Origin of the sequence: Limisphaera sp. 4302-co (assembly GCF_049537155.1) — a bacterium.
Lineage (GTDB): Bacteria > Verrucomicrobiota > Verrucomicrobiia > Limisphaerales > Limisphaeraceae > Limisphaera.
Map to the genome: position 1 here is coordinate 89,085 of NZ_JBMVQZ010000007.1, position 26,039 is coordinate 115,123.

Consider the following 26,039-nt stretch of genomic DNA (forward strand, 5'->3'; position numbering starts at 1 on the left):
CTGGGAGGGAGCCATGGAACGGAACAGTGGACGTGACGGGACGAAGACCGCGCCGGAGCCGGTCGTTTCGGCGGTGGCGCGGTTGATCGCGGTGGGGACGGCCGGGGGCCGGTTGTTGGAAGATTGGGCCGGGCAGACGGGTTCGGATGTATCGGGCCTGTGGCTTTTGCCGCCGTGGGACACGTTGCCGGTGACGGAGTCACCCGGTCTGGCCTGTGTGCAGGTGCGGGGTTCTTGGAAAGCGGGCTGGAGTGTGGCGGGGGATCCGGACCGGGCCCGGGCGGTGGCGGAGGAGGAGTTTGGCCGTCTGGTGGATCTTTGCCGGGGAACGGAGTGGGTGGTGATGGTGGCCGGTTTGGGCGGAGGTGCCGGCAGTGGGATGACGCCCGTTCTGGCGCGGGCGGCGCACGAGGCGGGTGCGCGTGCGATGGGCGTGGTGGTGACGCCGTTTCACTGGGAGGGCGCGGTGCGGCAGCGTCAGGCGCAGACTGCCCTGGAGGAGCTGCGCGGTGTATGTGACGGGCTGGTGTGTCTGCCGAACCAGAAGTTCCTGCCGTTGCTGCCGCCGCGGACGCCGCTGGTGGAGGTGTACCAGCAGGTCAACCGGGCGCTGGTGCTGGGGCTGGAATCGTTTTGGGATGCCCTGACGCAGCGTGGGCTGATCCCGTTGCCTTGGGAACATCTCTGCGCGTTGTTGCGCGGGCGGCATGCGGAGAGCGTCTGGGTGACGGCGGAGGCGGAGGGTGAGGACCGGCTCGCGCGGGTGACGGCCCGGTTTCAGGAGCATCCCCTGCTGGAGAACGGGCAGGCGCTGCTGGCCGCCACGTCGGTCCTGGTGCACATCACGGCGGGGCCGGACCTGGCGGCTGCGGAGGCTGACGAGCTGGTGCGTGTGGTTCAGGAATCGGCGCCGCGTGCGGAGGTGGTGGTGGGCGCGACCTTGCGGGCCGGGTGGTCGGGTCGGATTCGCGTGATGCTGCTGGTGACCCGTCGGGGTCAGGGTCGGTTGGCGGGATGGACCGGCACCAGCGAGCCGGTGCCGCTGGGGAGACGTTCGGAGCCGGGAGTTCCGGAAACCGGCGGGGCCGAGATGGCCTGCCAGCCGGAGTGCGGAGAGGGCGACGGGCGCGGCGTCGTGGCGACCTGTGGGGATGCCCTCAAAGAATCCCGGCACATGCGGCGGGGTGGACGGGTGCGGTATCAGCAGGGGATGTTGCCGTTGGAGGTTGCCCGTTCGGGCCGGTTCGAGAAAACGCCGCCCAACATCCATCGCGGGGAAGACCTCGATGTTCCGACCTACCTTCGCCGCGGGGTTGTGCTGGAGTGAAGGTGACGCCGGCCCGGCAGACCGGTTTTTTGCGCATCCGGTCCGGTCTTGTGGCGGGGCTCGGGGGATTGCAGGTTGCGCTCAGCCGCCGAGCAGGGCGCTGACCCACTGGACCAGGACCCGTTCGAGGTTGACGAACCGGCCCTGTTGAAGCCAGACGAGCAGGAACTTTCCGATTCCAGCAGCCAGGGCCAGGACGAGACTGCCGATCAGGTACAGGCCGAAGGCCTGGGGCGGGTCCGGCATCATGACGCGGGGCACGCCGTGGTACAGGACGGAGATGGTGAGGAGCATGCCCACGGCATAGGTGAACCAGGGGCTGACTGCGGGCCAGGCGTCCAGGATGCGCACCGTCCAATAGGGTCCCAGGCCGTAGGCCACCACGGTGAAGGCCTGGCGATAGGTGTGCTGGCCGTGGAAGGTCTCGCCCAGGCTCTTAAACATCTTGGCGCCGAAGAACAGCACGGCGACGTGGATCACGAGCTGGGCCAGCTCCATAACCACGACTTCCGGCACGGTCAGTGTTTTGAGCTTCAGAGGCATGCCGCGCCACTCGCCCCAGTAATGCATGCCCAGGCCCTCTGCCACGGAGGTCAGGAGCAGCAGGGGCATCACGTAGAGCCAGAAAACTTGGGCGATACTGCGTTCCTTGGTCGCAATGGTGTCCCAGCTTCTTTGTGGCTCCAAGACCAGCAACAAAGCGCGAATCATGACCGCCCAGAGATACTGATGGGATGGCGTGCTGACAATGCGGTTCTTTCGACTCCGACAAAAGGTGTGCCCGGACTGCGCAACGGGAGCGGGGGCGCTGCCGGCCGCGGCGGTCGTGCCCGGTCGCGGCCGGTTACTCGGGGGCGCGAAGCGAGGCGATCAAGTCCAGTTTTCGGACCCGCTGGAGGACCACGATGGCGGAGCCCAGCGCGGCGAGGGCGACCACGCTGGCGGCGAAACAGTAGTTCCGGAGCGTGAGCACGGCGGGCAGGCGGACGGTCTCGGTGTTGATGGCCTGGACCAGTGCGGTGGCCAGCACGCCGCCCAGGGCCAGTCCGGATGGTATGGCCAGCAGCGCCAGCACCGCCAGCTCGATCAACAGCACGGCGGCCACTTCGGACACGGTAAAGCCGAGGACGCGCAGGGTCGCGAGTTCGCGCGCGCGCTCGGCCAGGCTGATGCGGGCGTTGTTGTAGACGACGCCGAACGCGACCACCACGGCGAATGCGAGGTACATGCGCTGGATGACCTCGATACTGGTGGCGGTGGTGCGGCGGAAACTGGCGCGGAGCGATTCCTTGATGCTGACGTAACCGATCTGGGGGATCTGTTTGAGTGCCCTGAGGAAGGCGCCGCGCGCGGCGGGGTCGAGTGTGAAACTGGCGCCGTTGACCACATCGCCTTCGCCCAGCAACCGGTTGAGCGTGCGGATTTCCATGTGTGCGCCCATGCCGGTCAGATCTTCCGAGACCGCCAGCAGCACGACCGGACAACGCCTGCGCCGGCCTTCGAGGAACTCGATTTCCAGGGTGTCGCCCGGTCGGGCGCCAAGAACTTCCGCCAGTTTGGCGGAGGTGATCAGACCGCCCGGCTGGAGGGGCAACTGCCGCCAGTGCCGGTCAATGAGGCGGTTGTGGAGGGCCTCTGCGGGGAAGCCGGTCACGGCCAGTTGGCGACTGCGATTGCCGAAGCGGATGCGGGCCGGAACCGATCGCAGCGGTTCCACTGCCTGGACACCCGGCAGCCGCCGCAGCTCGTGCAGGACGCCCTCTGCGCGCGGTTCGATCAGGCCTACGGTGAGGTCCTGCCGCTGCACGGTGTCCCACTGGAACCCCAGCAGCAGGTTCACGCTGTCGCGAAAGCAGTTGGGGATGATGAGCAGGGCGGTGGCCAGGGTCAGTCCGGCCACGGTGAAAAACGCCTGGGCCGGGTGCCGTTCGAGATTGCGCAGGGCCATCCGGGTGATGGGTGTCAGCCAGCGGCCGAAGCCGAGGCGCTCGGGCAGGGCGGGCCGGTACCGCGCCGGCGGTTCCGGGCGCATGGCTTCCGCCGGGGCCAATTGCAGGATCCTTCGCACTGCCGCAGCCACGCCCGCGCCGGCGGCCAGCGTGCCCACGGCCACGGCCACGCCGACGGCGGTGATGTCCAGGTGAAAGCGCAGTTCCGGAAACCGGAAGAACATGTGATAGAGGTGCACCATGCGATGGCCGAGGAACACGCCCAGGGGTGTGCCGAGCAAGGTGGCCAGGCATGCGATCACGGCGCCGAACTTGAGGTAGTGGAGGGCGATCCGGCCGTTGGAGAAGCCGAAGGCCTTCAGGATGGCGATCTGTTCGCGCTGCAACGTCAGCAGGCGCATCAGGACGGCGTGGGTCATGAAGGCGGCGACGCCGAGAAAGAAGCTGGGGAATCCGATGGAGATGGTCCGCAGGATGAAGATTTCGTCCGACACGCGCACGTGTGAGGGGTGATCGCGCCGGCCGAAGGCGCCCCGGCCGCCGTAGGGTTGCAACCAGCGATCCAGTTCGGCGCAAACGGCCGCGACCGATCCCCCCGGCGCCAGCGTGAGCGCCAGGGTGTTGAACGCCCCGTCCATGTCGCTGGCTGCCGCCAGTTCGCTTTCCCACATCCAGAACGTTCCGTAGGTCCGGTTGTCCGGAAGCGACACGCCGGGCCGGGCCTCGAAGATGATCTCGGGTGACAGGACCAGGCCGGCGATGTGGAAGACCTGCCGGCGCCCGTTGAGCAGCAGGGTCAGCCGGTCCCCGGGTTGCAAGCTGTTGGCTTCGGCGAAGGCCTCGCTGACGAGCAGTTCATGGAACCGGCCCGGTTCCAGTGGCCGCCCGCGGCGGAGGTGGAGCCGGTTCAGTTCCAGGGGTGCGTGTTCGGGGAGCGACCGCACGGTTCCGCTGGCCGGCTCGGCCAGGTGTGGGAGATCCACCGTGACCTGCAGAGCGATGCCCGGTTGAACGGTGGCCACGCCGGGGATGGTGCGGATCCGATCGAGCAACGAGCGGGGCGCGCGTTTGAGGTTGACGAACACGTCGGCAAACCGGTGGGTGCGGTAGTAGGTCTGGCGCGTGGTCTCGAGCGAATGGATGAGGCTGCGGGTCATGATCAACATGGCCAGTCCGCAGGCCATGACCAGGGCGACGGCCAGGGTCTGGCCTTTCATGCGCAGGAGATCGCGCGCCAGCTTGACGTCCAGGAGGCTCATGAGCGTGGAACCGGGTTGGGACCTTTCTTGCGGCTGGTGCGGCGGGGAGGTCGGGCACTGTGCGGGCGGGCCTTCATTTCACCAACGAAGTTCGCGGGGTGGGATGCGGACCGGGTTGCGGCGCTGGTGTTGGATGCGTCCGTCCATGAGATGGATGACGCGGTCGGCCATGTCTGCGATGACCGCGTTGTGGGTGATGACGACGGTGAGCGTGCCCAGCTCGCGGTTGACCCGTTCGATGGCCTCCAGGACAGCCACGCCGGTACGGACGTCGAGGGCGCCGGTCGGTTCGTCACACAACAGCACCGACGGGCGCTTGGCGATGGCACGGGCGATGGCCACGCGTTGTTGTTCGCCCCCGGAAAGTTGGGAGGGGAAGTGATCCAGTCGCTCGCCGAGCCGGACCATGCGGAGGGCTTCTTCCGGGTCCATGGGATCGGGTGCCAGCTCGGTGATGAGGGCGACGTTTTCGCGTGCGGTGAGGCTGGGCATCAGGTTGTAGAACTGGAAGACGAAACCCACCGATTCGCGCCGGTAGCGGGTGCGTTCCGCGTCGGAGGCGGTGGCCAGGTCGCGTCCTCGAAAGCGGATGACGCCGCTGGTGGGGACGTCCAGGCCGCCCAGTTGATTCAGCAGGGTGGTCTTGCCGCTGCCGGAGGGACCGAGCAGGACGACGAATTCTCCCGGATAAAGTTCCAGGTCCACTCCGTCCAGCGCACGCACGGCCGCGGGGCCGCTGCCGTAGATCTTGGTCAGGCCCCGCGCTTCCAAAAGCGGTTTTGCCGGGCTGTTTGCCTCCGGTTCGGTGACCTCCGGTTGCACGGCCGGCAGTGTGACAAATCGCCGGCAGGCGCGGCAACGGACAAGCCCCGCTCCAGGGTCCGGTTTCGCCACGCGCCACGGACGGGCAGCGATCCCACGGCGGCCATGCGTGAGACGGCAACGGGGGAGGAAGTGCGCGGGCCGGAGGAGTTCAGCGGATGGCCACGGAGCGCATGGACAGGACGCGCGAGGGCCCGCCGGGAGGGATGTTTCCCTGCGGGGAAGGGGGTGCTGCGGCCGGGCCGGCCGGGTCGGGCCGTTGGGCGCCGGCCGGAGCTCCGGCTGTTTTGTTGCGCCGGTATTCGGACGGGCGCCATCCGATCCACCGGGTGAACGCGTTGGAGAAGACAAAGGGGTTTTGGTAGCCGACCTGGTGGGCGATGGCTTCCACCGTCAGCTCGGTGGTGGCGAGGAGTTCGGCTGCGCGGCGCATGCGCAGGTAGATGACCTGGTGCATGGGGCTGCGACCGAGTTGCCGGCGGCACAGTCGGCGCAGGTGTTCGCGGCTGTAGCCGGCCTCGAGCGCCAGCTTTTCCAGGGTCCACGGCTCGGCCAGCCGTGCCTCGACCCGTTCCCACAGTGCACGCAGTTGGTCGGGCTGATCCGAGGGCCGCGCAAAGCGCAGGACATAGGCGTGGATCAGGCGGCTCCACTCCATCATGAGGCTGGGCTGGGCAGGTCCGTTGGACTCGCAGAGCAGGCCGCGGATGGCCGCAAGGAGGGGTTGGGGGTCGTAGGGGGCCATCACCGGGGAAGCCGCGTTTCCGAGGGGACGTTGATCCGGTGGCTGTTGATAGCAGACCCAGCAGAACTCCCAGGTGAAGCCCGGTATGGCCTCGAAGGCATTCAGGGTATGGGCCGGCAGCAGGCAGGCCCAACCGGCCCGACAGACCCGCCAGCGCCCGTCAATCAGGACGCGTCCCTTCCCGCCGGTGCAGGCCAGGAAGTAGGTGGTGGTCTGGCGGGTGCGGACGATTTTCATGGGGGCGGCGGTTTGCTGGATGCCGGTGTGGATGATGCCCAGGGTGTTAAGAGCGGGGCAGACAGGGAAGGATTCGATCCATGGGCGCGGTTCCACCGCCGCAGCCCGGACACCTGTCAGGCGCGTGTGCGGGCCGAGGACCGTGAGGTCGGACCGGGGTGAGGGTCGCGCGCCCATGACAACAACGCTATAACATAGTCCGTTCGAGAGCCGGAGCAAATCTAATCCACGGCAGGTGGTTGGATGCCGAAGGCGGACAGGTTCCGCGGTTGCGGCGGTTCGGGAGCCGGGGCGGTTGGTGACGATGGTCCCCGGTGGGACGCTCCGGGTGAAGAGAGGGCTGACAGCGACAGCCTTGCCGGGGGGGTCAGCTCATGGTGGTGGCAATTGTGCCTTGAGTTGCTGGAGGCGCTGGCGTTGGTCGGGTGTGAGTGGGCGGTTTTCCAGCTCGGCCACGGCACGCCGTGCCTGATCGAACTGGCCGCGCTGCACGAGGCTCTGTAGGAAGTCCAGGAGCCGCTGGGCGGCCACGGCGTCGGCTTCGGAGACCGTGTCGCTGGGCTGAGTGGGGGCTGCCGGGGCCGTGTCGGTGCCGGCGGGCGGTTCCGGGGTGGGCGGTGGAGGGGATGCACGGTTGCAGCCGAGGGCCAGGACAGCGACCGCGATCAGGGCCGGGGCCCAAGGGCACCGCCGTACGGGGCCTCGGCGGGGTGGGGGCGTGTGGAACGGGGCGTGCATGGGACGGGTCACCACCAGAACACGGGCGAACCACCGCCCAGGGTTCGCGGGGTCATGGTCTCCCATTTGCGCCATTCGACGTGGCCATCCATCATGCCGGTATGGCCGCCGGCGGGTAGGTTGCCGCGCAGGTGTGCGGACCGGTGCGGTTTGATGTAGCCGCCCTGGATCCAGGTCCAGTTGTAGGTGTGCCGCAGCATCGGGCTCATCTGGCCCGGGGCGGACATGGTGACGTCCGCCACCAGGACGCGTTGGGCCGGACCTTCGGTGATGGTGGTGTTGAAACCGACCGGGATGGTCGCTGATCGGATGAGGTCACGGTTCCAGTTGGTGGGGGCCAGGGTGGCGGTATTGGGGAAGGTCATGCAGTAGCCGAGGACCCGGTACGTGCCGGCGTAGTTCCAGAGATTCCAAAAATCCGTATTGTCAAAGTGGGGTTTGAGCCCCGGACAGTACCAGATCTGCCAGCTTTTACCAGCCTGCTCCATCGCCGTGCCCACGGGCGTGGGCATGTCCCAGGCCCAGAAACCGACGTTGCGGTTGTCCGGGAGCCGTTCGTTGTTCTCGCCGGCGTAGATGTAGAGCGCGGTGAGCATTTGTTTGACGTGATTGATGCAGCTGGCGCGGATTGCCCGTTCCTTGGCCTTGCCGAGGGCCGGCAGGAGCATGGCCGCCAGGATGGCGATGATGGCGATGACCACCAGCAGTTCGATCAGGGTGAATGCGGTGCGCGGTGTATGCGGACCGTTCCGTTGGAGGGCGCGATCAGTGAACGCAGGCATGGCCACGATTCGGCGAAAACCCGGAGCGCGCCGGCGGCCGGCGATCCTCCCGTGGCAATGGGAGGCCGGGGCCGGCCGCCGGCGGCCGATTCCCGAGTAGATTGGAGTGGGAAACCAACCTTTTCATTCCGGGCGTGTGAAGTGGACCTCATTTGCGCAGTCGGAAGTACTGCTGCGACCCGGAGAGCGGGACGGTGTACGGGCTGGTGGCGCCCGACACGTCCGTGTAGGGGCCCGTCACGGTGGGCGCCGACTGCAGGACGGCCTGTTCGTCGGTCCATGTCAGGACGAGGTTGTCGCCCTGCCGGATGCCTGTGAGGACAAGCGGCGCCGCCAGCGGTCCGACGGCGGGTGCACCGTCGGGTCCGGCCGCCGTGTTGGCCGCGATTTGCGCGGGCGTCAACGCCCCGTGGTAGATGCGGAACTCGTCAATCTGGGCCAACAGGTAGGAGTCGGCCGAGTAGAGCGAGCGTCCGATGAAATTCCAGGCATCTTCGATGGCCGACAGATCGGCCGTGATGGGCAGGCGGACGACCTCGGTCCCGTCCAGGTAGAGCGCCAGGTAACGGTTGCCGGCGTCCGGGTCGGTCTGGAACACGCAGACGATGTGGCGGATGACGCCGTCGTTGAGGTCTCCCTGGGGCGCACCGGTGCTTGAGGTGACACCGACCTCGGCGCCCGGCGGGTTGATAGCGATGCGGTAGCTGGCACCGCCGGTGCGCGGGGCGAAGAAGATGTAGTCCACGCCCACGGGCCGTGCGCCGGCGCTGAAGGTGCCGAAGTCGAACAGCCGGGTCCAGTTGCCCGATGGCAGGAACTGGGCCCATGCCTCGATGGTGATGCTGGAGTAGCCGTCCACGAGATACCGAGGCAGTTCCAGATAGGTGTTGCGCTCGCCGCTCAGGAGGACCACGCGATCCTCGACGATCTGGGCGTTGCCGTGGGGGATGGCATCCGCGCCGCCGACGAGGTCGTCGAAGTTGCCGTTGAAACTGTAGCGGTGCATGAGCGCGGTTTGTTTGGGTACCACCACCACCTGGCGGCTGGTGCTGACTCCGGCGTGGGTGGCGGTCAGCCTGGCCACGCCGGGTGCGACGGCCACGATGCGCCCGCCGGGCAGGACATCCAGCACACCGGGGTTGCCGGACTGCAGGGCTGCCACGCCGGTGAGGTTGATGTTGGCAGCGTTGGCCGCATCGCCGGTGACGGTCGGACGGGCTCGCGTGCCCTGGATCATGAGGGCCGGCACTTCCAAGCGCAGCCCGGTGAACGCCCCCGGATCGAGCCGGGGATTGTCGGGTCCGGCGGCCTGGCTGGTCCGGATTTGTTCGAGGGTGAGGGCTCCCTTGTAGATGCGGAACTCGTCCAGGGCGCCGACGAACAGGAGAGGTTCGCTGGTGGCGAGGGATTTGCCGATGTACGCAGCGGGACTCGTGACGGCCCACAGCGGGGCGGCCGCTCCGACGGTTTGCACGAGTTCGCCGTTCAGGTAGAGCGACATCTGCTGGCGTGCGCCATCGTAGACGGCCACCACGTGTTGGTAACCGGACAACAGGGCGTTCCAACCGCCGGAGAGCGTCCGGCCGCCGAGCAACACGCCGCTGTTGAGGGCGGGGCCGTTCAGCGAGATCTGGGTGACCGGAGCGGCGGCGTCGGCGTCACGGAGGGCCAGCCGGACGAAATTGGCGGCGCTCCCGTTGGGCAGGGTTTCGCCGAAGCTGTACAGATAGAGGGGCCCGCCCAATCCCGCGTAATTGGAGGCGTAGAACCAGGCCTCGACGGTGAGTGACTGGTAGTTGCTGACGATTCCCACGGGCAGCTCGAGGGTGTTCAATCCGTCGAAGACCGCCGTACCGTTGAAGACCATGCCGCCCTCCGGATTGGTCCCGTGCGCGTTGCCCACCGAATCCCTGGCGTCTGTGGTGAAACTGTAGCGGTGGGTGAGCACGGGCGGTGCGGGTGGCACGACCGTGACGGTGAGGCTGGTCGTTTGTCCGCCGAATGATGCGGTGAGATCAGCGGAGCCGACACCAACGGCGGTGACCTGACCGGCCGGTGTGACGGTGAGGATGTTGGTGTCACTGGAGCTGAAGGAGGCGCCGGCGGCGGTGACGTTGACCCCGGTGATGTTGGCGAAGTTGGCCAGGACTCCGGCGCTCTGGACGGCGCCGAGTTCCATCCGGGTCTGCGGGAGCAGCAGGGAGACGGACTGGAGCTGGCCCGGATCCCCGACCAGTTGGTCCGGTCCGGCAGCCGCGTGAATGGCGACCTGGAGGGCGGTCAGCGCATTGGACCAGATACGGAACTCGTCCACGCGCCCGCCCCAGTACGGATCCCCGCCGAACTGGGAACGGCCCAACCAGTTGTTGGTGGTGGAGCCCACGGTGAACGGGGAGTTCAGGAAGCCGGTGGCCGAGACGGCCACGGGCACGCCGTCCACGTAGAGGACGCCGCGACGGGTTTCGGCATCGGTGGTGATGACCAGATGGGTCTTGCGCCCGACCCGGGGTCGGCCGCCCGCCGCGGTGGTCCACGTGAGTTGGTGTGTGCCTTCACCGCTTCCGGCGTTGTAGGCGAAACGGGTCTGGGTGGCGTTCACGCCCGGCACGGCCAGGAACATGTAGCGCGTCGTGCCGTTGCCGAAATCGAACACACGCGACCAGGTGGCGCTGCCGTCGTCGGTGATCCAGACCTCCCAGGAGATGGCGTGGAGGTTGGTCGTGAGATCGGGCGGAAAGGCGACGTAGGAACCGGTCAGGTCCGAGGACGGCAGGGTGGCGGCCGGCGGGACGGGATTGGGCAGGACCAACTCGCCGTCGGCCACGTACGCGGCGTTCATCAGGGTGCCGTGGGCGTTGCCGATCGAGTCGCTGGCGTCTGTGCTGAAGGAGTATCGGTGCAGCAGGGCCGCCGGAGGCGGGCCCACGGCGGTGAGGATCCGGCTCGCGCTGAACTGTTGGTAGGTGGCGGTGATGGTGGCGGTGGCTCCCGCAGTTGCGCCCACTCCGGTGACCAGGCCCGTTGGGCTGACCGTGAAGACCCCGGGATCACTAGACTGGAATGTGGCCTGGGCGGTGACGTCAGCCGTGGATCCGTCGTCGAAATGCGCCCTCACGAGGGCTTGGGCAAACCCATTCGTTTGGAGACGCTCGGGCAGTTGCAGGCTGATGGATTGCAGGGAGGCAGGGGGGACGGCACTGGCCGTGGGTGCGCCGGCCAAGGTGTAGTTGATCGTCGTCCCACTGCCAACGTACGAATACACGGCCACGTGATAGGCGTGCGCACCGCTCAGGCCGGTGACGACCACCGAATTGCCCGATCCGGCGTAGACGACGAAGTTGCGGTAGCCGAGCTGGGACCCGGCTCCGAACTGTGCGTCTGCCGTGTATTCGGTGAGGTCCGAGGGCTGTGCCGTGATCGGCCCGCCCTCGTGCATGAGGACCAGCGAACCGCTGCTGCCGGCCCCCGGGGTCCACTGGATGCGCAGCGCCCCCGGTCCGGCGTCGGCGGTGACGGTGAGATCGGTGGCGGGGGCGGCTTCGGTGCCGGCATGGACGTTGGGACCGGTCAGTTTGAAGTTGGAGAAGGCGGCGGTGAGGGTGTTGGCGCTGAAAGTGGCGTGGATGATGCCCACCTGGACGGGTTGGCCGTCCATGTCGGGTCGGTCCTGTTGATCGCGCAGGATCCATTCCTGGTCGGTCGTGGCGCGTTCGTATGCGTAGAAGGTGTTGCCCACGCGTTGGAGGCGGAGCCAGTAATTGCTGTTGACCTCGAAGATGGGCCGCCGGACGGCGCCGCTGGTGTCGCCGTTGACTTCATTGCGGAAGTAGTTGGCGATGCCGAACTGGTCGAATCGCGTCCAGGATACGTAGTTCTCGGCGGGGCCGCCGTCGGTTGGGAGCCGGGCCATGAGGCCGGCGGTGTTGAAGGCGGTGGGATCGAATGGTGTGCCGATCAACACCTCGGCGTCGAAATCGCCGTAGACGAGTTTGTACAGGAAGACGCCGTCGGCGTCCTGGAACTCCCAGTCGGTGGCCACCGAGGTGATCACCAGTTGGCTGGTGTCCACGTTGTTGGTCATGGCGACGGTGGAGCCGGGGCCGGACCCGCCGAGGCTGGCGTTGGGGATCTGACCGGCGCCGGTGTAAAGACCCTCCCAGAGCGTGCCCGGGAGACCTTCTGCCAGATAGTCGTGTGGCGTGTTGAAGTTGTCGCTGAAGGTGGCGGCGAATCCCCGCAGGGCGATGGTCAGTCCCCATCCCAGCACCGCCCAGCCGAAGAGTCGGGTTGTTTTCATGGGAAACGGTTACGGGTTACGGGTTTGGATCCGGCGCGGAAGGTGGGCCGTCGTCCGACCCGTGCCCTGCGCACACACCGACCGCGCACCGGGATCACGCCTCCACCATACGCCGTCCCGGTGATCTGCCCATGTCGCGGATGCACCCGGACATACTCCAAATGCACCCGTGCCTTTCCCGAGGGGCTCCAGTGGTCCGGAAGCGTCATGCACTGACGAGTGGCAATCCGGCTTGCGACCGGCGCGGTCATGAGGCATTCGAAAGATCATGAGCAGACCCGCCGATGATTCCGATGGGACGGTGGCCCGGCCTTTGCGTTTTCGGGTGCCTCACACGCTGGCGTTGTTGTTTTTGATCATGATTGTCGCCTGGGCGGCGACGTGGGTGCTCCCGCAGGGGCGGTTCGAAACGGTGAGGAACGAACGGGGGCGCGCGGTGGTGGTGCCGGGGACCTATCATCCGGTGGAGGAACGGGTGCGGCTGTGGCCGTGGGAGCTGTTTACCGTGGTGCCGCGCGCCATGGCGGATGCGCAGGGGATCATTTTTTTCCTGTTGATCGTGGGTGGGACGATCTCGGTGCTACGCGCCACCGGTGCGTTGGACGCGGGGATGCAACGGCTTTTGAGGGCCATGGGCGGGCGTCCGGGCTGGTTCGTGGCGGGGGCCACGGCCTTGTTTGCCGCGGTCTCGGCCACGTTGGGCTGTTCGACGGAGTACATCCCGCTGACGGGTCTGATGGTGGCGCTGTGTGCCGGGATGCGGTTGGACGCCCTCACAGCCTGCGGCGTGTTGGTGGGCGGGTACTGCATCGGGTACGGTGCGGCGTTGACGAATCCCTACACGGTGATCGTGGCGCAGGAAGTTTCCGGACTGCGCCCCACTTCGGGCCTGGGCTACCGGCTGGCGTGGTTCGTGCCGTTCGTGGTCACGGGGGTGCACCACATTTGGGCCCATGCGAGGAAGAACCTTTTGCCGGGTGCGGAAACGCCGGCGGGCCCGGTGCAGTTGCCTGTGGAGGGGTCGGAGGTGCCGGAGCTGACGTGGCGGCGCGGTCTGATCCTGCTGCTGGCGGCGGTGGTGTTGGTGACCATGGTCTGGGGGATTGCCGTGCGGGGTTGGTACCTGGTGGAGTTGAGTGCGCTCTGGCTGGGGCTGGCGGTGGTGGGCGGTTGGATGGGCGGGTTGGGCATGAACGGCACGGCCCAGCGTTTTGCCCAAGGGGCGGGCGACCTGGCCGCGGTGGCGTTGATGGTGGGGTTTGCCCGGTCCATCGCGTTTTTGTTGGAGGAGGGGCAGGTGCTGCACACGATCGTGTACGGTTTGTCCCGGCCGTTGGAGGGTTTGTCACCGGGCGTGGCTGCGGTGGGCATGTTGGTGGTGCAGACCGTGATCAATTGCTTCATTCCATCGGGCAGCGGACAGGCGTATGCCACCATGCCCATCATGGCGCCGGTGGCGGACGTTCTGGGGTTGGAACGGCAGGTGGCCGTACTGGCCTATCAGTACGGGGACGGGTTCTCGAACATTCTGATCCCGACCAACATTGTCTTGATGGCCATCCTGGGGATGGCCGGGGTTTCATACGAGCAGTGGGTGCGGTTTACGGCGCCGTTGTTGATCAAGTTGAGCGTGGTGGCCGCGGTCTCCTTGATGGTGGCGGTGTGGATCGGTTACCGGTGAGGGCGGAGGGGACTGCGGGCGGCGGCGGAGGAGCGTTGGGTTGCCGGTCCGGGATGCGGCCGGGGGAGGGGGGTGTCTCACGGCCGCGTCGGGGCGGGGACCGTGTGGGAGCCGGCGATGGACCGGGGTAACGGCCCGCCGAGATGGCGTTGGAAGAAGTCGCGGATGCGTCGCTGGCCGTAGGCCCCGCCCATGGAGTGGCCGGTGTTGGGCAGCAGGAGGAACTCGAAATCCTTGTCGGCCCGGATGAGGGCGTCCACGAAGCGCAGGGTGTTTTCCGGGGGGACGTTCGTGTCCAGTTCGCCGACCATGAGCATGAGCCTGCCCTGCAGGCGATGGGCGTTTTCGATGTTGGAGCAGCGGGCGTACCAGTTGTCCGGGCTGTCCTGCCAGATCCGGTCGGGTGGCATGTAGCCCATCCATTGTTCGTTCCAGGAGGCCTTGTCGAGTCGGTTGTCGTGGCAGCCGCAGGAGGCGACGGCGGCCTTGTAAAAGTCGCCATGGAAAAGCAGGGCTGCGGCGGCGTTTTGTCCGCCGGCCGAGTGGCCGAAGACGCCGACGCGTGTGAGATCCATCCAGGGGAACTGGCGCGCGGCGGCCTGCATCCAGAGGATGCGATCGGGCAGGCCGGCGTCCTTGAGGTTTTTGTAGCAGACGTCGTGGAAGGCCTTGGAACGGCCGGCGGTGCCCATGCCGTCGATCTGTACGACCACGAATCCCGCGTCGGTCAGCCAGCCGAAGCGGTCGGAGGCGCTGAAGGCCTTGGGGACGAAGAATCCCTGGGGACCGGCGTAGATGCTTTCGACGACGGGGTATTTGCGAGCGGGATCCAGGTTCCCGGGCACGTGGATGACACCGTAAATGTCGGTCTGGCCGTCGCGTCCCTTGGCGACGAACGGGATCGGCGGTTTCCAGCCCGCTGCCCGGAGCTCGGAGACATCGGCCTCTTCCAGGACACACAGGCGGGCGCCGTCAGAGGTCCGACGCAGCTCGATGACCGGGGGATGATCCACCCGCGACCAGGTGTCGAGCAGGAAGCGCCGATCGGGCGAGAACTCGACGTCGTGGGTGCCGTTGGCCTCGGTGAGGGCGACGAGGCCGGTGCCGTCGAAGTTCACCCGGTAGAAGTGGAGGTAGTACGGGTCCTGATCGGGGTTTTTGCCTGCTGCACTGAACCAGATTTGGCGCCGGTCTTCGTCAATGAACTGGATGCCGCGGACCACCCAGGGACCGCGGGTGATCTGGCGCAGTTCGGCGGTTTCCATGTCCACGAGGTAGAGGTGGCGCCAGCCGTCGCGTTCGGAGACGTAAAGGAGTTCGTCGGTTTTTTCCAGCCAGGTGACGAGCTGGAGATTGAGCGACTCGGTGTGGGCGGTCCAGATGAAGGTTTGACTGCGTTCGTCCACGAGGTTGCGGACGTGCCCGGTCCGGCTGTCCACCTCGATGACGCGGAGTCGTTGGTGGCCGCGGTCGACCTGCAGCCAACTGAAGCGGGTGCCGTCGCGGTTCCAGTGGACGCGGGGGCGCAACCACTGGTGCTCGAAGGGGTCCACTTCCGGGCGCAACCGTTTGCCGGTGTCCACTTGAAAGATGTGAGGTTCGTACTTCGGGAAGGGATCGCCGGGCAGGGCATAGGGCCGGTGCTCGAGTTGGGCGCGGCCGCCCTCGGGAGGGGAGGACCGGATGAGGTAGACCTCGCGGGTTTCGACCGGTTGCATGCGCCAGGCCAGCAGGGTGCGGCTGTCGGGCGACCAGGAGAGGTGGGTGTAGGGGTGATCGGGCGAGCCGTCGGTCGTGAGGGCGGTTTCGGCACCATCGGCCTTGCGGAGGAAGATGTTGTGCTCGCGGATGAACGCCGTGAGGCTGCCGTCGGGCGAGGTGACCCGCTCTCCGGCCGGCAGGCTGGACCGTCCTGCAGGGGCGGGGTTTCGGCGCCTGGGCGGGCCGCGTCGGTTCAGGGTGTCTTCGTCGAGCACGGCGGTGGCGGGGGTGTCGGTTGCCTCGAAGACTGCGAGGGTGCGGCCGCGGGTGTCGGTGAGGAGCCAGACGTGTCCGCCGTAGGTGTGTTGGACGTGTCGTGCACCGGGCTCGACTGTTCCGTAGGGTTGACGGCGGCCCTGATCGTCCAGCCAGAAGAGTTGGACGGGCTGGTCGAGCCGGTTGACGAAGGTGATCTCGGTTTCGGGTCCGGTGCGGAGGGAGGGCCGGGGACGACCTTCGGGCGTCAGGTCGCCGACAGTGGGAGGAGGCGCAGTTTCCGGGGAGAGCCTGCCGGTCTGGCGGTCCAGTCGCCATGCCCGGTCCCGACCCACGAGGAGGATGGAGAGGCCGTCTTCGGAGAATTGCAGTTCCTCGATGGGCAGGCGTTCCGGGTCCGCGTCGGGCCCGATCTGGCGGGCGACGGCCTGGTGATCGAAGGCTGGTTGTCGCAGTCCTTTTTCGGCGTTCACAAGGATGAATTCGCGGCGGTCGTTTGGCAGGTCGTTGCGGTACCAGAATTGGCGGTTGTCATCGAACCAGTGGGGGCGGACGCGTGCCCGGTAGACCCGCGGTGCCTGACCGCGGGAGGGGCGGATCTCGGACTGGCTGGTGCCGGTGCCGGGGGCTCGGTAGGGCTGGTATCGCCAGTCCGGCCGTTGATCGAAGGCCATGGTTTCGTGGACCAGTTGGTAGAGTCCGGGGTCGTAGTCGCGCAGTTGTTCCCTGGTGCGGGGGATCTGCGGACGGGCGGGGGCGCGACCGGCGGCGTCGAAGTAGGCGAGAACGCCGGCGACCCAGTACGCGTGGCGGTCGCGGGCGGCGGCGGTTCCCTGCCAGGGGCCTTTTTCGATTGCGCGGGCGTGTCGTTCGCGCAGCTGCCGGTCGAAGGTTTCATCCAGGCGTTTGACGCGGAGTTCGTACTGTTGGGTGCCACGGAAATCGGGCAGCACAGGCCTCTGGCCGGCCACGCGATGAAGGGCTTCGGCGAACACGGCGATGACCTGGTTGTCCGGTCCGTCAGGCCGGCCGGGATCGTCCAGCACGTTTTCCTCTTGGACGACGAGGAGTTTCTGTTGCGGGTAGAAACCTGGCTGACGCGGATCGGGCCCGGGCGCGGTGCCGGGGTGGGAGCGGAACTCCGGGAGATCGGCGAGGGTTTCATCAGGCGCCAGGATCACCAGCTTCAGCCCCTCGGCAATCAGTGCTTTGAGGATGTCATGCCGGTAGGCGAACATGCGGCGGATGGTGTGGTTGGCGTGAAGCAGGGCCTCGTTGCGTGCGCCGCGGGCGAGGACCGGGAACTCGCGTGCCCAGGTGAACTTGACGTACCAAGGGTCGAGGTTGGTCCAACGGCCGACCCGGGGCGGTGCCGAAACCATGGGCAAGGGCTGGAGCCAGCGGTAGCGCCAGTCGCGGTCGGGGGGCAAACGAAGCGTTTGGTGTACCAGCTGGTATCCCATCGGATCGTGCTGGCGGAGGGCTTCGCGGCTTCCGATGGGGCCGTGATTCCAGTTGTTGGTTCGATTGCAATCGAAATAGGACTGGACGAGCTCGGCCCAGTACTCGGCGGGGTTGGTTTCGGCGTAGGTCAGATGCCAGAGCCGCCGGTTGCGCGCGTTTTCGTAGGTGGCGCGGAGGCGATCCGACCAGGTGGGGTCGAGCCGGCGCAGCGCGGCATCCACGGTGTGGGCGAACTCGTGAACGGCGATACTCTCGTCGTCGTAACGGTCCACGGGCAGGCTCAACAGGTTTTCTTCGCCGAAGCTCGTTGGGTTTCCGCCGGTGCCCCGGACCCGTTCGTTGATGTAGTCCGGGTCGGGATGATGTCGGTACTCGGGCATGTCGGTGTACTGCTGGTGCTTGCCGATAATGATGAGGTAGATCTGCTGCCGGACCATGGTGCGGAGGATGTCGGGTCGTCCGGCCAGCATGTGGGTGACGATCTCGTAGCTGCGTTGCAGGGCCAGGTCCGACACGTCGGCATGCGCCACCACGGGGAGCCCCTGGATGTCGAGGTATTTCCGGTAGAAGCGCCGGTAGAGCGCCAGTTCCTCCTGCACCGTGGCCGGGTCGGAAGGGGCGGTCTCGGCGGGCTGCGCCTGGCTGGTGTGGGTGGTGGATCTCCGGCGGCGGGCGGGTTCGGGGTGGGCCAGCCGGTTGGAGATCATTTGGAAGAAACTTTCCGGTGGTTCGGTGACGGGCGGGGCGTCGCAGTGGACGCGGGGCGGATCGAATGGTGAGGGGAGGGTGTCCTGAGCCGGAAGGTTCGCCGGATGGAGGACGATTTCCAACCAAACGAGGCCAACCAGCGCGCAGGCAGTTCGGATCCTGGTGCGTCTTCGGTTGGGCCTGCCGAGGGTGCGGAGGTTGAGTGTGGCCGGGATTTCAGCGGTGGGCATGGTTGTTTACCGAAGGTTTGCGCGCAATTCGATCCATCTCACGTCGGTGTCCAGCGGAATCCGGTAAGCCTCGCGGTCGCGCGGGAAGGACTCGGTGGGCCGGAATCGTCGCGGCCGGCTGGGTTCGGTGGTCTCGATCCGCAGGAGTGCGGCCGGGGTGAAGGGATCCGCCGGTGCCAGGGCCACGCGCACGCGACCTTGGTCGGGCAGGTACTCGAGTTTTTCGAACCGCCCACTATCGAGGGTGAGCCAGAGGGCGTCCGGGGCCAGGAAGACGCGGCGGCGCATGGAATCCCGGGGTTGGACGTGCACGGTGGCTCCGTTCGGGGTGGCCTCCCCGCCGAACGCGATCCAGCCCCAATCCGGGTGTTGGACCACGTAGGTCCCGATGTTGAGCACATGACCGAAAAAGTTGGGCCCGTAATCCCCGCTGTACGGGTCCCAGCGCAGGGTGTCCGGATACGAGTGAAACGCGGCGGAGGCGAATCCTTCGCGGTCGATGTTGGAGAGTGGTCCCAGGGTGCCGCCGTAGCCGACGCGCAGCAGGTAGAGGTCCTCGGGGTGTTCCCGGTAGGCGTGGAGGACCGGGATGGCGTTGAGCCCGGACCCGTAATGGTGAAGCTGGCGTTCGATGCGCCGGATCTTGCCGGCATAAAGGAAGTCCCAGTACCGCCGCGCGCACCCGTTGTAACCCCAGTGAGGCAGGGTGGGCATGTAGCCCAGGATGGCTTCGAGGGTGACGCGGGCCTGCTCTTCGTGGCCGAAGTACTTGCACCAGGCGTAGACCTCCTCCTGTCCGGTGGAGTCCCAGGCCATCTCGCTGCCGAAGGGGTACTTCCGGTGGATCCAGTGTTCGGTCCGTTCGCGCATGCGTTCCTCGAGTGCGCGGGCCTGGTCGCTGCGTCCCTCCCGTTTGAGATCCTTCAAGAGCTCGACGAACACGGTCCCCTCCATCAGGCCCCATTCCACGTACCCGACGCGCCAGCGGCCGTCCGGCCTGCGCGAGGTGAGGAACATCGCCGTGTGCCATGCCTGGTTGAGGAACCACTCCCAGGGATGGGAGGTCACCAGCCCGGTGTGCGTCCGTGCCAGCCGGTAGAGCGTCCAGTAGGCGATGACCACGTGGGGATAGTTGTAGGCCCGACCCACACTGCGAGCCTCCCGTTCCGGCCAGCTCGTCCAGGTGCCCCAGTTCAACGAGGGATCGTAGGTGAAGCCCGGGATCGGGTTTGTCGTGTGGTAGAACAGGCTCTTGCGGACGCCGTACTGCAGCTCACCCTCGCTGTACTGCAACCTGCCCCAGAGGACCTCGTTGACGAACCGTTCAAACTTCCGGACCTGGTCGGGGTCGGGTTGTGCCCAGAGCTTGCATGCCGCGGCGATCCAGGAACCGGCGCCGCCCTCGTCGCTCAGCCCGGCGATCCAGACACGGCTGTCCTGCGTGACGATGCGGTCGGCTTCACGGTCGTACGTCATGATGGAGGGGCTGCGCCCGAAGGGATCGTCCGGGTCTTCGAACCATTGCCGCGTGAAAAGGAACCGGCCCAGGTCCGACACGACCTCCGGCATGGGCTTGATGACGTAGTAGTGGATCGACTGGCGCAGGCCGTCCTCGTAGGTCACGTCCAGCCGGGCACGACCCCACCGGTGCCCGCGTATGCGCCAGCCCTGCCACTCCGGTGAAGGCGGTTGGAGCGGCTCGAGCACGAGGGCCCCGGGTGGATCGGCGGCGAGGGCACGCACCTTGTGCCGGTGGCGTATGAACAGACGCGCGTCCAGATCCATGGGCAGGATGTAACCGGGCACACCCACGGCCACCGGGCGGCCGGCCTCCTGCAGGGCGGCTTCCAGTTTCCGGATCTCTTCGGCAGGGACCAGGCGGAGTCCGTACGAACGGGTCTGTCCCGGCGCCAACACGGCCGAGGTGGGAGGGTTCCAAGGTTGAGCCGGGCGCCATTCCTGCTCGGCCCAGGCGCGGCTGTGAACGGTCCATGCGAAGGTCCCTTCGAACGTCTGCATGATCGGCGCGGGCTCGCGCAGCGGTTGCCAGGCTTCGAAGGGCGTGTGGTTCCACGGGACCACCAGCAGGGCCGGTCCACGCCCGTTGAGGCGCGTGACCTGCAGGTAACCCGCGTCCAGACCGATGTAGGGGTCGAAAAAGACGCAGGACTCATGGGATTCCTCGAGGGAGCGCGCCCGCCGGGTGAGGAAGTTGTGGATCAGGTTGTTGAAGACCACGGGGAACGCCAGTCCACCGATCTCCACCGGTTGCCCCGTGCGGTTTTGCAGTTCGAATCGGAGCACCAGATGGCCGTCCTCGATCTGCCACGTGCGCCGGACGGACAGCGGGAAGTCCGGGGGCAACGAGGGCCCGAGATCTGCCGAAGCCACTGCGCCCTCAGGCGGATCGAGAGGCCGGATGTCCCGGCTGGCCCCGGCGGACGACCATTCGATCCAGTTCGTTTCGCCCGAGCGCCGGACACGCAGGATGATGTCCCCCAGGTGATGGAAACCGGCACGGGAACGAAACTCCAGTTGGTCGGCGGGCAGGAAATCGAAGGTGCCGTCCCGCGGCCGCAGGGAGGTGAGGACCTGCGCCTGCCGGCTGAGTCGGAGGTCGAAGTGGGGCGTGTGCGCCTCGATCCATCCGCCGTTCAGATCCAGCGTGACCGGCAGATTCTCCATGCGACCGCCAAACCTGCGCGGGCCCGGGGTGGTGCTGCCGGTGCTGCCCGTGCCCGGGTTGGTGGTTTGCGCGTCGCCGGGCGTGGTTGAAACAACCAGGGCCAGCAGCACGGGGAAAATCGTGGACGATCGCGCATGTTCCCCTGAGGATTGCCGGCGGAGCCGTCGATCCGAGGCCATGATTTTCATCTCACATGCACGTTCCATTCGTGACGAACCGGCGCGGACCGAACTTGTACCGGTTCGCTGCCCATGAAAAGCCTTTCGCCCGGCTCCCGCCCATGTCGGAAATCCACCCGGGCCTATTCGACATCACCGTGTTCGAGGTCTGTGGATGTTGGCTTCCGGCCGGTCCGATTTGGAACCGGCGTGGGGTTCTTGCCGGGATGCCGTATGGCTGGCGGGGACGGCCCGGGGACAAACGGCCCGGCACGCAAAAGGGGGGAATGGACCGGCTTGACCCGTGAAGCTGGCGGGCACTCCAATGGCGCCATGACGGACGGAGCGGGAAGGGCATCCTTGCGATGGGAATTCGCCGGTCCGGCGCGAATCTTGTTCGGTGCGGGAGTCAGGAGCGAACTCCCCGTGTGGGCCCGGGCGTACGGCCGGCGGCCGTTGGTGGTCACCGGCCGGAGTTCGCAGCGGGCCGGGCCGGTTCTGGAGTCGCTGCGGGAGGCCGGGCTGGAACCGGTTCGCTTCGGCGTCTGCGGGGAGCCCGAGGTGGCCACGGTTCGTCAGGGCGTGGGACTGGCCCGGCAGGAACGTTGTGATCTGGTGATCGGGTTCGGCGGGGGCAGTGCCCTGGACACGGCCAAGGCCGTGGCGGGCCTGGTGCCGCGGGCGGGCGAGGTGGAGGATTATCTGGAAGGGGTGGGGCAGGCGCGCCCGCTGCCGGGACCGGGCCTGCCCTTTCTGGCCGTGCCGACCACCGCCGGCACGGGGGCCGAGGTGACACGCAACGCGGTGTTGGCCGTGCCGGACAAGCGCGTGAAGGTCAGCTTCCGCAGCCCCTTCCTGGTGGCTCGCGCGGCCGTGGTGGATCCGGAGTTGACCCTCGCTTGTCCGCCGGAGGTGACCGCCGCGGCGGGCCTGGACGCTTTGACGCAGTTGTTGGAAGCATGGGTTTCGCCGCGGGCCAACTTCCTCACGGACGCCTGTTGCGCGGAGGGCCTGCCCCGTGCGGCCCGGAGTCTTCGCCGGGTGTGGGAGGATGGCACGGATCTCCGTGCCCGCGAAGAGATGGCGTGGGCGGCGCTGTTGAGCGGCCTGGCGTTGAGCAACGCGGGGCTGGGTGCCGTGCATGGATTGGCCGGGCCGCTCGGCGGCACCCTGCCGATTCCGCACGGGGTGGTTTGCGGGGTGTTGCTGCCGGCGGTGACGCATGCCAACGTGCGCGCACTTCGCCAACGCGCGCCTCATCACCCCGCGTGGGAGCGCTACACCCGGGCGGCGCAGTGGTTGACGGGCCGCGCCGACGCCACGCCGGAGGACGGCGTGGCCTGGTTGCGCGAGCTGACGCAGACGCTCCGGATGCCGCGACTCTCGAAGTACGGTTTCCACCCGGGCTTGATCCCCGGGCTGGTGGAAAAGGCGCTTCAGGCCAACAGCATGAAGACCAATCCCGTCCCGCTGACGGCCGACGAACTGGCGGCCGTGTTGGAGGAGGTGGCGTAGGGGCGCGGCGGGCGGGCCTCCGGGCGCAACGCGGGCGCCACCCGGACGGAGAATCATCTCCGGAACGGCATCAGGCCGAAGTGCAGGATCAGCCAGACCGGTGGCGCAAATGCGGCCACGGCGGCAAGTCGTTCCCACGTCCAGGGCAGGTGTCCCGATTGGATGGGGAAGATGGCGATCATGAAGTAATTGGCGAACCGGCTGTGACCCAGAAACCGCGTCCCCCGCAGAAACCGCCGGCGCAACCCGCCCACCAGCGCCAGTATTCCCAGACCGCCCACCAGCAGCGTCACGCAGAGGTTGATCACCGGGAGATGATCCCACGCGGCCGCGGGCCAGCCCGACCTTCCGAATCGCAGGTAGGGATAAACCCAGTGTGCGGCCGACCAGAGAAAGCTGAAACCGGTCTGGATGGCGGTCCGGTAGTCGGCTCGTGCGGGCGTGGTCTCGTTGAGCAACAGGCCGAAGTACAGCGGGACGATGCCCCACACCAGCTCCCCGTGTTGGAAGGGTGTGACCAGCAGTTCCCGAAACGTGTGCCAGAGACCGCTCATGCAGGCGCGGATGCGTTGCCGGGCGTGTGCACGTCCGGCGGCGCCGCCGGCAGGGTGACCCGCACGCGGGTGCCGCCGGACCGGGGCGCTTCCGCTCGTACACGGCCCTGGTGCGCTTCCACGATTCGTCCCACGATGGCCAGGCCCAGTCCTGTGCCGCCCTGGCGTGTGGACGGCAGCATGGAGCGAAACGCCTGGCGCCGTTGTTCGGGGGTCATCCCGGGGCCGGTGTCTTCCACCAGGATTTCCACTGCTTCACCCCGGTCGCGTGTGATGAGGGTCAATCGTCCGCCTTCGCGCATGGCCTCGGTGGCGTTGAGCACGAGATTGAGAAACACCTGCTCGAGCTGGCCGGCGTCGCCCCAGACCACCGGCTGGCGCGGATCGGGTCGCCAGACCAGTTCGATGTTGGTCTGGCGCAGCTTGTGCCGGACCAACCGGGCCAGTTCCTCGAGCAGGGGGTTGATCGGGACGGGGCCGAAGCGGGCCTCGCCCGGGCGGGCGAAGTCCAGGATTCGTTCCACGGTGCGGTTGAGTTGTTCGATCTTCCTGCCCAGGACGGCGGCGTCTTCGGCCCGGGGATCCCCCGGTGGGAACTGCAGGTTCAGCGAGTGATAGAGCATTTGCATGACCGTCAGGGGATTGCGGACCTCGTGGGCCACCTCGGCGGCCAGCCATCCGAGTGCGGCGAGCCGTTCATTGCGGCGGAGCTGTTCTTCCAGTTCCAGGAGACGCTCGTGCCAGCGGGTCCGCTCCAATGCCTGGGCCGACAGATCGGCGAACGCGCGCAGCACCGCAACTTCTAGGTCCGAAAACACATGGGGATGGCCCTTGTAAACGTTCAGGACTCCCACGCTGCGGTGACCGGAAATCAACGGCGTGCTCAGCAGGGCGACCAATCCCTCTTCGCGCGCGACGGCCGTGTGTTGGTAGCGGCTCGAGGTCTGGACGTTGCTGATCTGCATGGGCCGGCGGCGTCGCACCACCTCGCCCACGAAACTCTCCGCCACACTGAGTCGCGCCTTGTTCCGGTAGGCCGGTCCGGCGCCCCAGGCCGCTTTCAAGTCCAACCACTGGCCCTCGGGATCCAGCAACAGCAGCGAACAGAGACGCGCCTGCATCAGCAAACCGGCCTCGCGCGTGATGGTGTTCAGGGCGTCGTCGAGGCTGTAGGCGCCGTGAACCTTCGGGCTGACCTCGGCCAGACGCTCGAACATCTGACCGCGCAACCGGAGCCTTTCCAAGCTCCAGATGCGCCGGATCAGCCGCTCCAGTTCGCCCGCGCAGAGCTCCAGCCACCCGGTTTCCCAGGGACCGAACGCGGCCGGCCGATCCGACAGGACCGCCAAGACCCCGCGGACCGGGTCGGCCACGTCCAGCGGCACCGCCAGCAGCGACCGCGCCCGTGGACGGAGGGCTTCCGCACGTGGATCCTCCTCCAGGCGGTCCACGCGCGCCACCTGTCCGGTGCGGGTGACCCAACCCAGGATGCCTTCGCTGACCCGCAACGGTTGGCGCAGCGCCGACTCCGGCAGGCCGAGCGCGGCCTGCCATTCCAGGAAACCGGTGGTGGGATTCAACAGCACCACCAGACCTGCATCGGCTCGTACCGCCCGCCGGACCACTTCCAGTGCCGCTTCCAAGGCTGGTCCGGTGGTTTCCTTCTCGTCCGTTGCAGCATGAACGGCCAGCAACCACTCCAGCTGCGCGCGCCGCCGGGCCAGCGCGTCCGGATCACTGATCCTGGGCGCGTGGGAGGGCAGTCTCGGTTCTGGATGGGAGGATGAACTCATCGGAACCGGTTGATCAGGATCACGCCCAGACCTGCAAAAATCAGGTTCGGAGACCAGGCGGCCAGCCACGGCGGGAGATGACCGCCGGTGCCCAGTGCCAGGCCGACCTGTTGCAGGACGAAGTAAGCGAAAGCCACAAAAATGCTGCCAGCCACGCCGTAAAACACATTGCGCCGGCCGGGCATCACGCCGAACGGCAGCGCGATCAGCACCACCACCAAGCAGGTGGCCGCCAGGGAGAACCGTCCCTGTAGCTGGGTTTCCAACCAGGCCCGTTCCTCGGGGGACAGGTCCGGATTCAGCCGTGCGTACTCCCGCAGGGTGCGCACCGGCAGGTCCAGCTTGCGCGAGATCCGGCGTTCCAACCGGCCACGGACCAGGTGGGCGCTGTACATCTGCTCGGGCGTTTCGGTGAAATCCGGCCGGGCCAGTGAAGCTGCATTCCGTACGGGCACGAGATGGCGGGGTCCGTTGGGGTCGTTTTCGAATTCCCGGACCTCGAAAAAGGTCCACACGCCGTTGGTGTACAGGGCGCGCCGGGCGAACAGCCAGCGGCGCCGGCCGTCTGCTGTGCGGTACTCCACCTGCGGCCCGGTCATCTCGCCGCTGAGGCGGTCGAACGCGTCGGCGTGCCAGGCGCGCTGGTCGCGCCGGTTCATGAAGCCGAAGTTGGGGATCTGCAACGTCTCGTCGGCCGCCTCCCGGTCGGGCCGGAGCACGCCCTCGGCGCGGCGGGCACCCGCCGGTGCCCAGGACTCGTTGAGCATCCACATCAACCCGCTGCTCAATGCGCCCACCCAGAGGTAGGGGAGGGCGATGCGCCAAAGACCCAGCCCCGCGGCGCGCATGGCGGTGATCTCGTGCGCCCGGGCGAGCCGGTGCAGGGCGTACAGGAGGGCCAGCAGCAGGCCCATGGGCAGGACCAGGGCGAGGAATTCCGGCATGCGCCAGCCGTAGTACGCCAGCACCTGCTGCCAGGAAAGGTGCCGGCCTTGAAAATCTTCCATGCGTCCGAGCAGGTCGGCCGTGATCCAGACCAGCAGAAAGCCGGTCAGACAGGCCGCCAACGGCCCCGCCAACTCGCGAAGCAGATACCGATCCAACAGACGCACGGGCG

Annotated in this window: 14 protein-coding genes; 3 read left to right on the plus strand and 11 right to left on the minus strand. The window is 67.2% G+C overall.

The features are described from left to right. Nucleotides 1–13 precede the first annotated feature (13 nt). Entirely contained in the window at nt 14–1,327 is a 1,314-nt protein-coding gene (locus tag ACPDIX_RS08745; RefSeq protein ID WP_423431404.1) for a hypothetical protein, read from the plus strand. Nucleotides 1,328–1,408: 81 nt separating this feature from the next. Here the strand turns inward: ACPDIX_RS08745 and ACPDIX_RS08750 are convergent, their stop codons facing one another. From ACPDIX_RS08750 to ACPDIX_RS08775, 6 genes are all read right to left on the minus strand, one after another. After that, complete coding sequence (locus ACPDIX_RS08750) at nt 1,409–2,038, minus strand: Yip1 family protein (RefSeq protein WP_423431405.1); 630 nt, start codon at nt 2,036–2,038, stop codon at nt 1,409–1,411. Nucleotides 2,039–2,171: 133 nt separating this feature from the next. Beyond that, nucleotides 2,172–4,535: an ABC transporter permease gene (locus ACPDIX_RS08755; protein ID WP_423431406.1), complete on the minus strand. Its 2,364-nt coding sequence runs from the start codon at nt 4,533–4,535 to the stop codon at nt 2,172–2,174. A 78-nt stretch (nt 4,536–4,613) separates the two neighbouring features. After that, on the minus strand, nt 4,614–5,357 hold the full coding sequence (locus ACPDIX_RS08760) for an ABC transporter ATP-binding protein (RefSeq protein WP_423431407.1): 744 nt from the start codon (nt 5,355–5,357) through the stop codon (nt 4,614–4,616). A gap of 151 nt (nt 5,358–5,508) precedes the next feature. Beyond that, nucleotides 5,509–6,516 carry an AraC family transcriptional regulator gene (locus ACPDIX_RS08765; RefSeq protein WP_423431408.1) on the minus strand — a complete coding sequence of 336 codons (1,008 nt, stop codon included), beginning with the start codon at nt 6,514–6,516 and terminating at the stop codon, nt 5,509–5,511. 569 nt (nt 6,517–7,085) lie between these two features. After that, nucleotides 7,086–7,859: a prepilin-type N-terminal cleavage/methylation domain-containing protein gene (locus tag ACPDIX_RS08770; protein WP_423431409.1), complete on the minus strand. Its 774-nt coding sequence runs from the start codon at nt 7,857–7,859 to the stop codon at nt 7,086–7,088. A gap of 148 nt (nt 7,860–8,007) precedes the next feature. Further along, the gene (locus ACPDIX_RS08775) at nt 8,008–12,156 is read right to left on the minus strand and encodes a LamG-like jellyroll fold domain-containing protein (protein ID WP_423431410.1); all 4,149 of its coding nucleotides are present in this window, start codon (nt 12,154–12,156) and stop codon (nt 8,008–8,010) included. 268 nt (nt 12,157–12,424) lie between these two features. On the opposite strand from ACPDIX_RS08775, the gene ACPDIX_RS08780 reads away from it, so the two are divergent. Next, nucleotides 12,425–13,837, plus strand: coding sequence for a YfcC family protein (locus tag ACPDIX_RS08780; RefSeq protein ID WP_423431411.1), 1,413 nt, complete (start codon nt 12,425–12,427; stop codon nt 13,835–13,837). A gap of 77 nt (nt 13,838–13,914) precedes the next feature. Here the strand turns inward: ACPDIX_RS08780 and ACPDIX_RS08785 are convergent, their stop codons facing one another. After that, nucleotides 13,915–18,216, minus strand: coding sequence for a prolyl oligopeptidase family serine peptidase (locus tag ACPDIX_RS08785; RefSeq protein ID WP_423431412.1), 4,302 nt, complete (start codon nt 18,214–18,216; stop codon nt 13,915–13,917). Nucleotides 18,217–18,222: 6 nt separating this feature from the next. Continuing rightward, the gene (locus ACPDIX_RS08790; RefSeq protein WP_423431413.1) at nt 18,223–21,090 is read right to left on the minus strand and encodes a DUF5695 domain-containing protein; all 2,868 of its coding nucleotides are present in this window, start codon (nt 21,088–21,090) and stop codon (nt 18,223–18,225) included. Between the two features lie 303 nt (nt 21,091–21,393). Between ACPDIX_RS08790 and ACPDIX_RS08795 the strand changes: the two genes are divergently transcribed. After that, complete coding sequence (locus tag ACPDIX_RS08795) at nt 21,394–22,575, plus strand: iron-containing alcohol dehydrogenase (RefSeq protein ID WP_423431414.1); 1,182 nt, start codon at nt 21,394–21,396, stop codon at nt 22,573–22,575. Nucleotides 22,576–22,628: 53 nt separating this feature from the next. On the opposite strand, the gene ACPDIX_RS08800 is transcribed toward ACPDIX_RS08795, so the two are convergent. From ACPDIX_RS08800 to ACPDIX_RS08810, 3 genes are read right to left on the minus strand one after another with little or no spacing between them, the layout of a single operon-like run. Further along, nucleotides 22,629–23,129, minus strand: a complete 501-nt coding sequence (locus tag ACPDIX_RS08800; RefSeq protein WP_423431415.1) for a hypothetical protein — start codon at nt 23,127–23,129, stop codon at nt 22,629–22,631. After that, nucleotides 23,126–24,922, minus strand: a complete 1,797-nt coding sequence (locus ACPDIX_RS08805) for a GAF domain-containing protein (protein ID WP_423431416.1) — start codon at nt 24,920–24,922, stop codon at nt 23,126–23,128. Before ACPDIX_RS08805 ends, ACPDIX_RS08800 begins: the two co-directional genes overlap by 4 nt. Next, a complete protein-coding gene (locus ACPDIX_RS08810) occupies nt 24,919–26,034 on the minus strand; it encodes an LptF/LptG family permease (RefSeq protein ID WP_423431417.1) in 1,116 nt (371 codons plus the stop codon). Before ACPDIX_RS08810 ends, ACPDIX_RS08805 begins: the two co-directional genes overlap by 4 nt. Between the last annotated feature and the right edge of the window lie 5 nt (nt 26,035–26,039).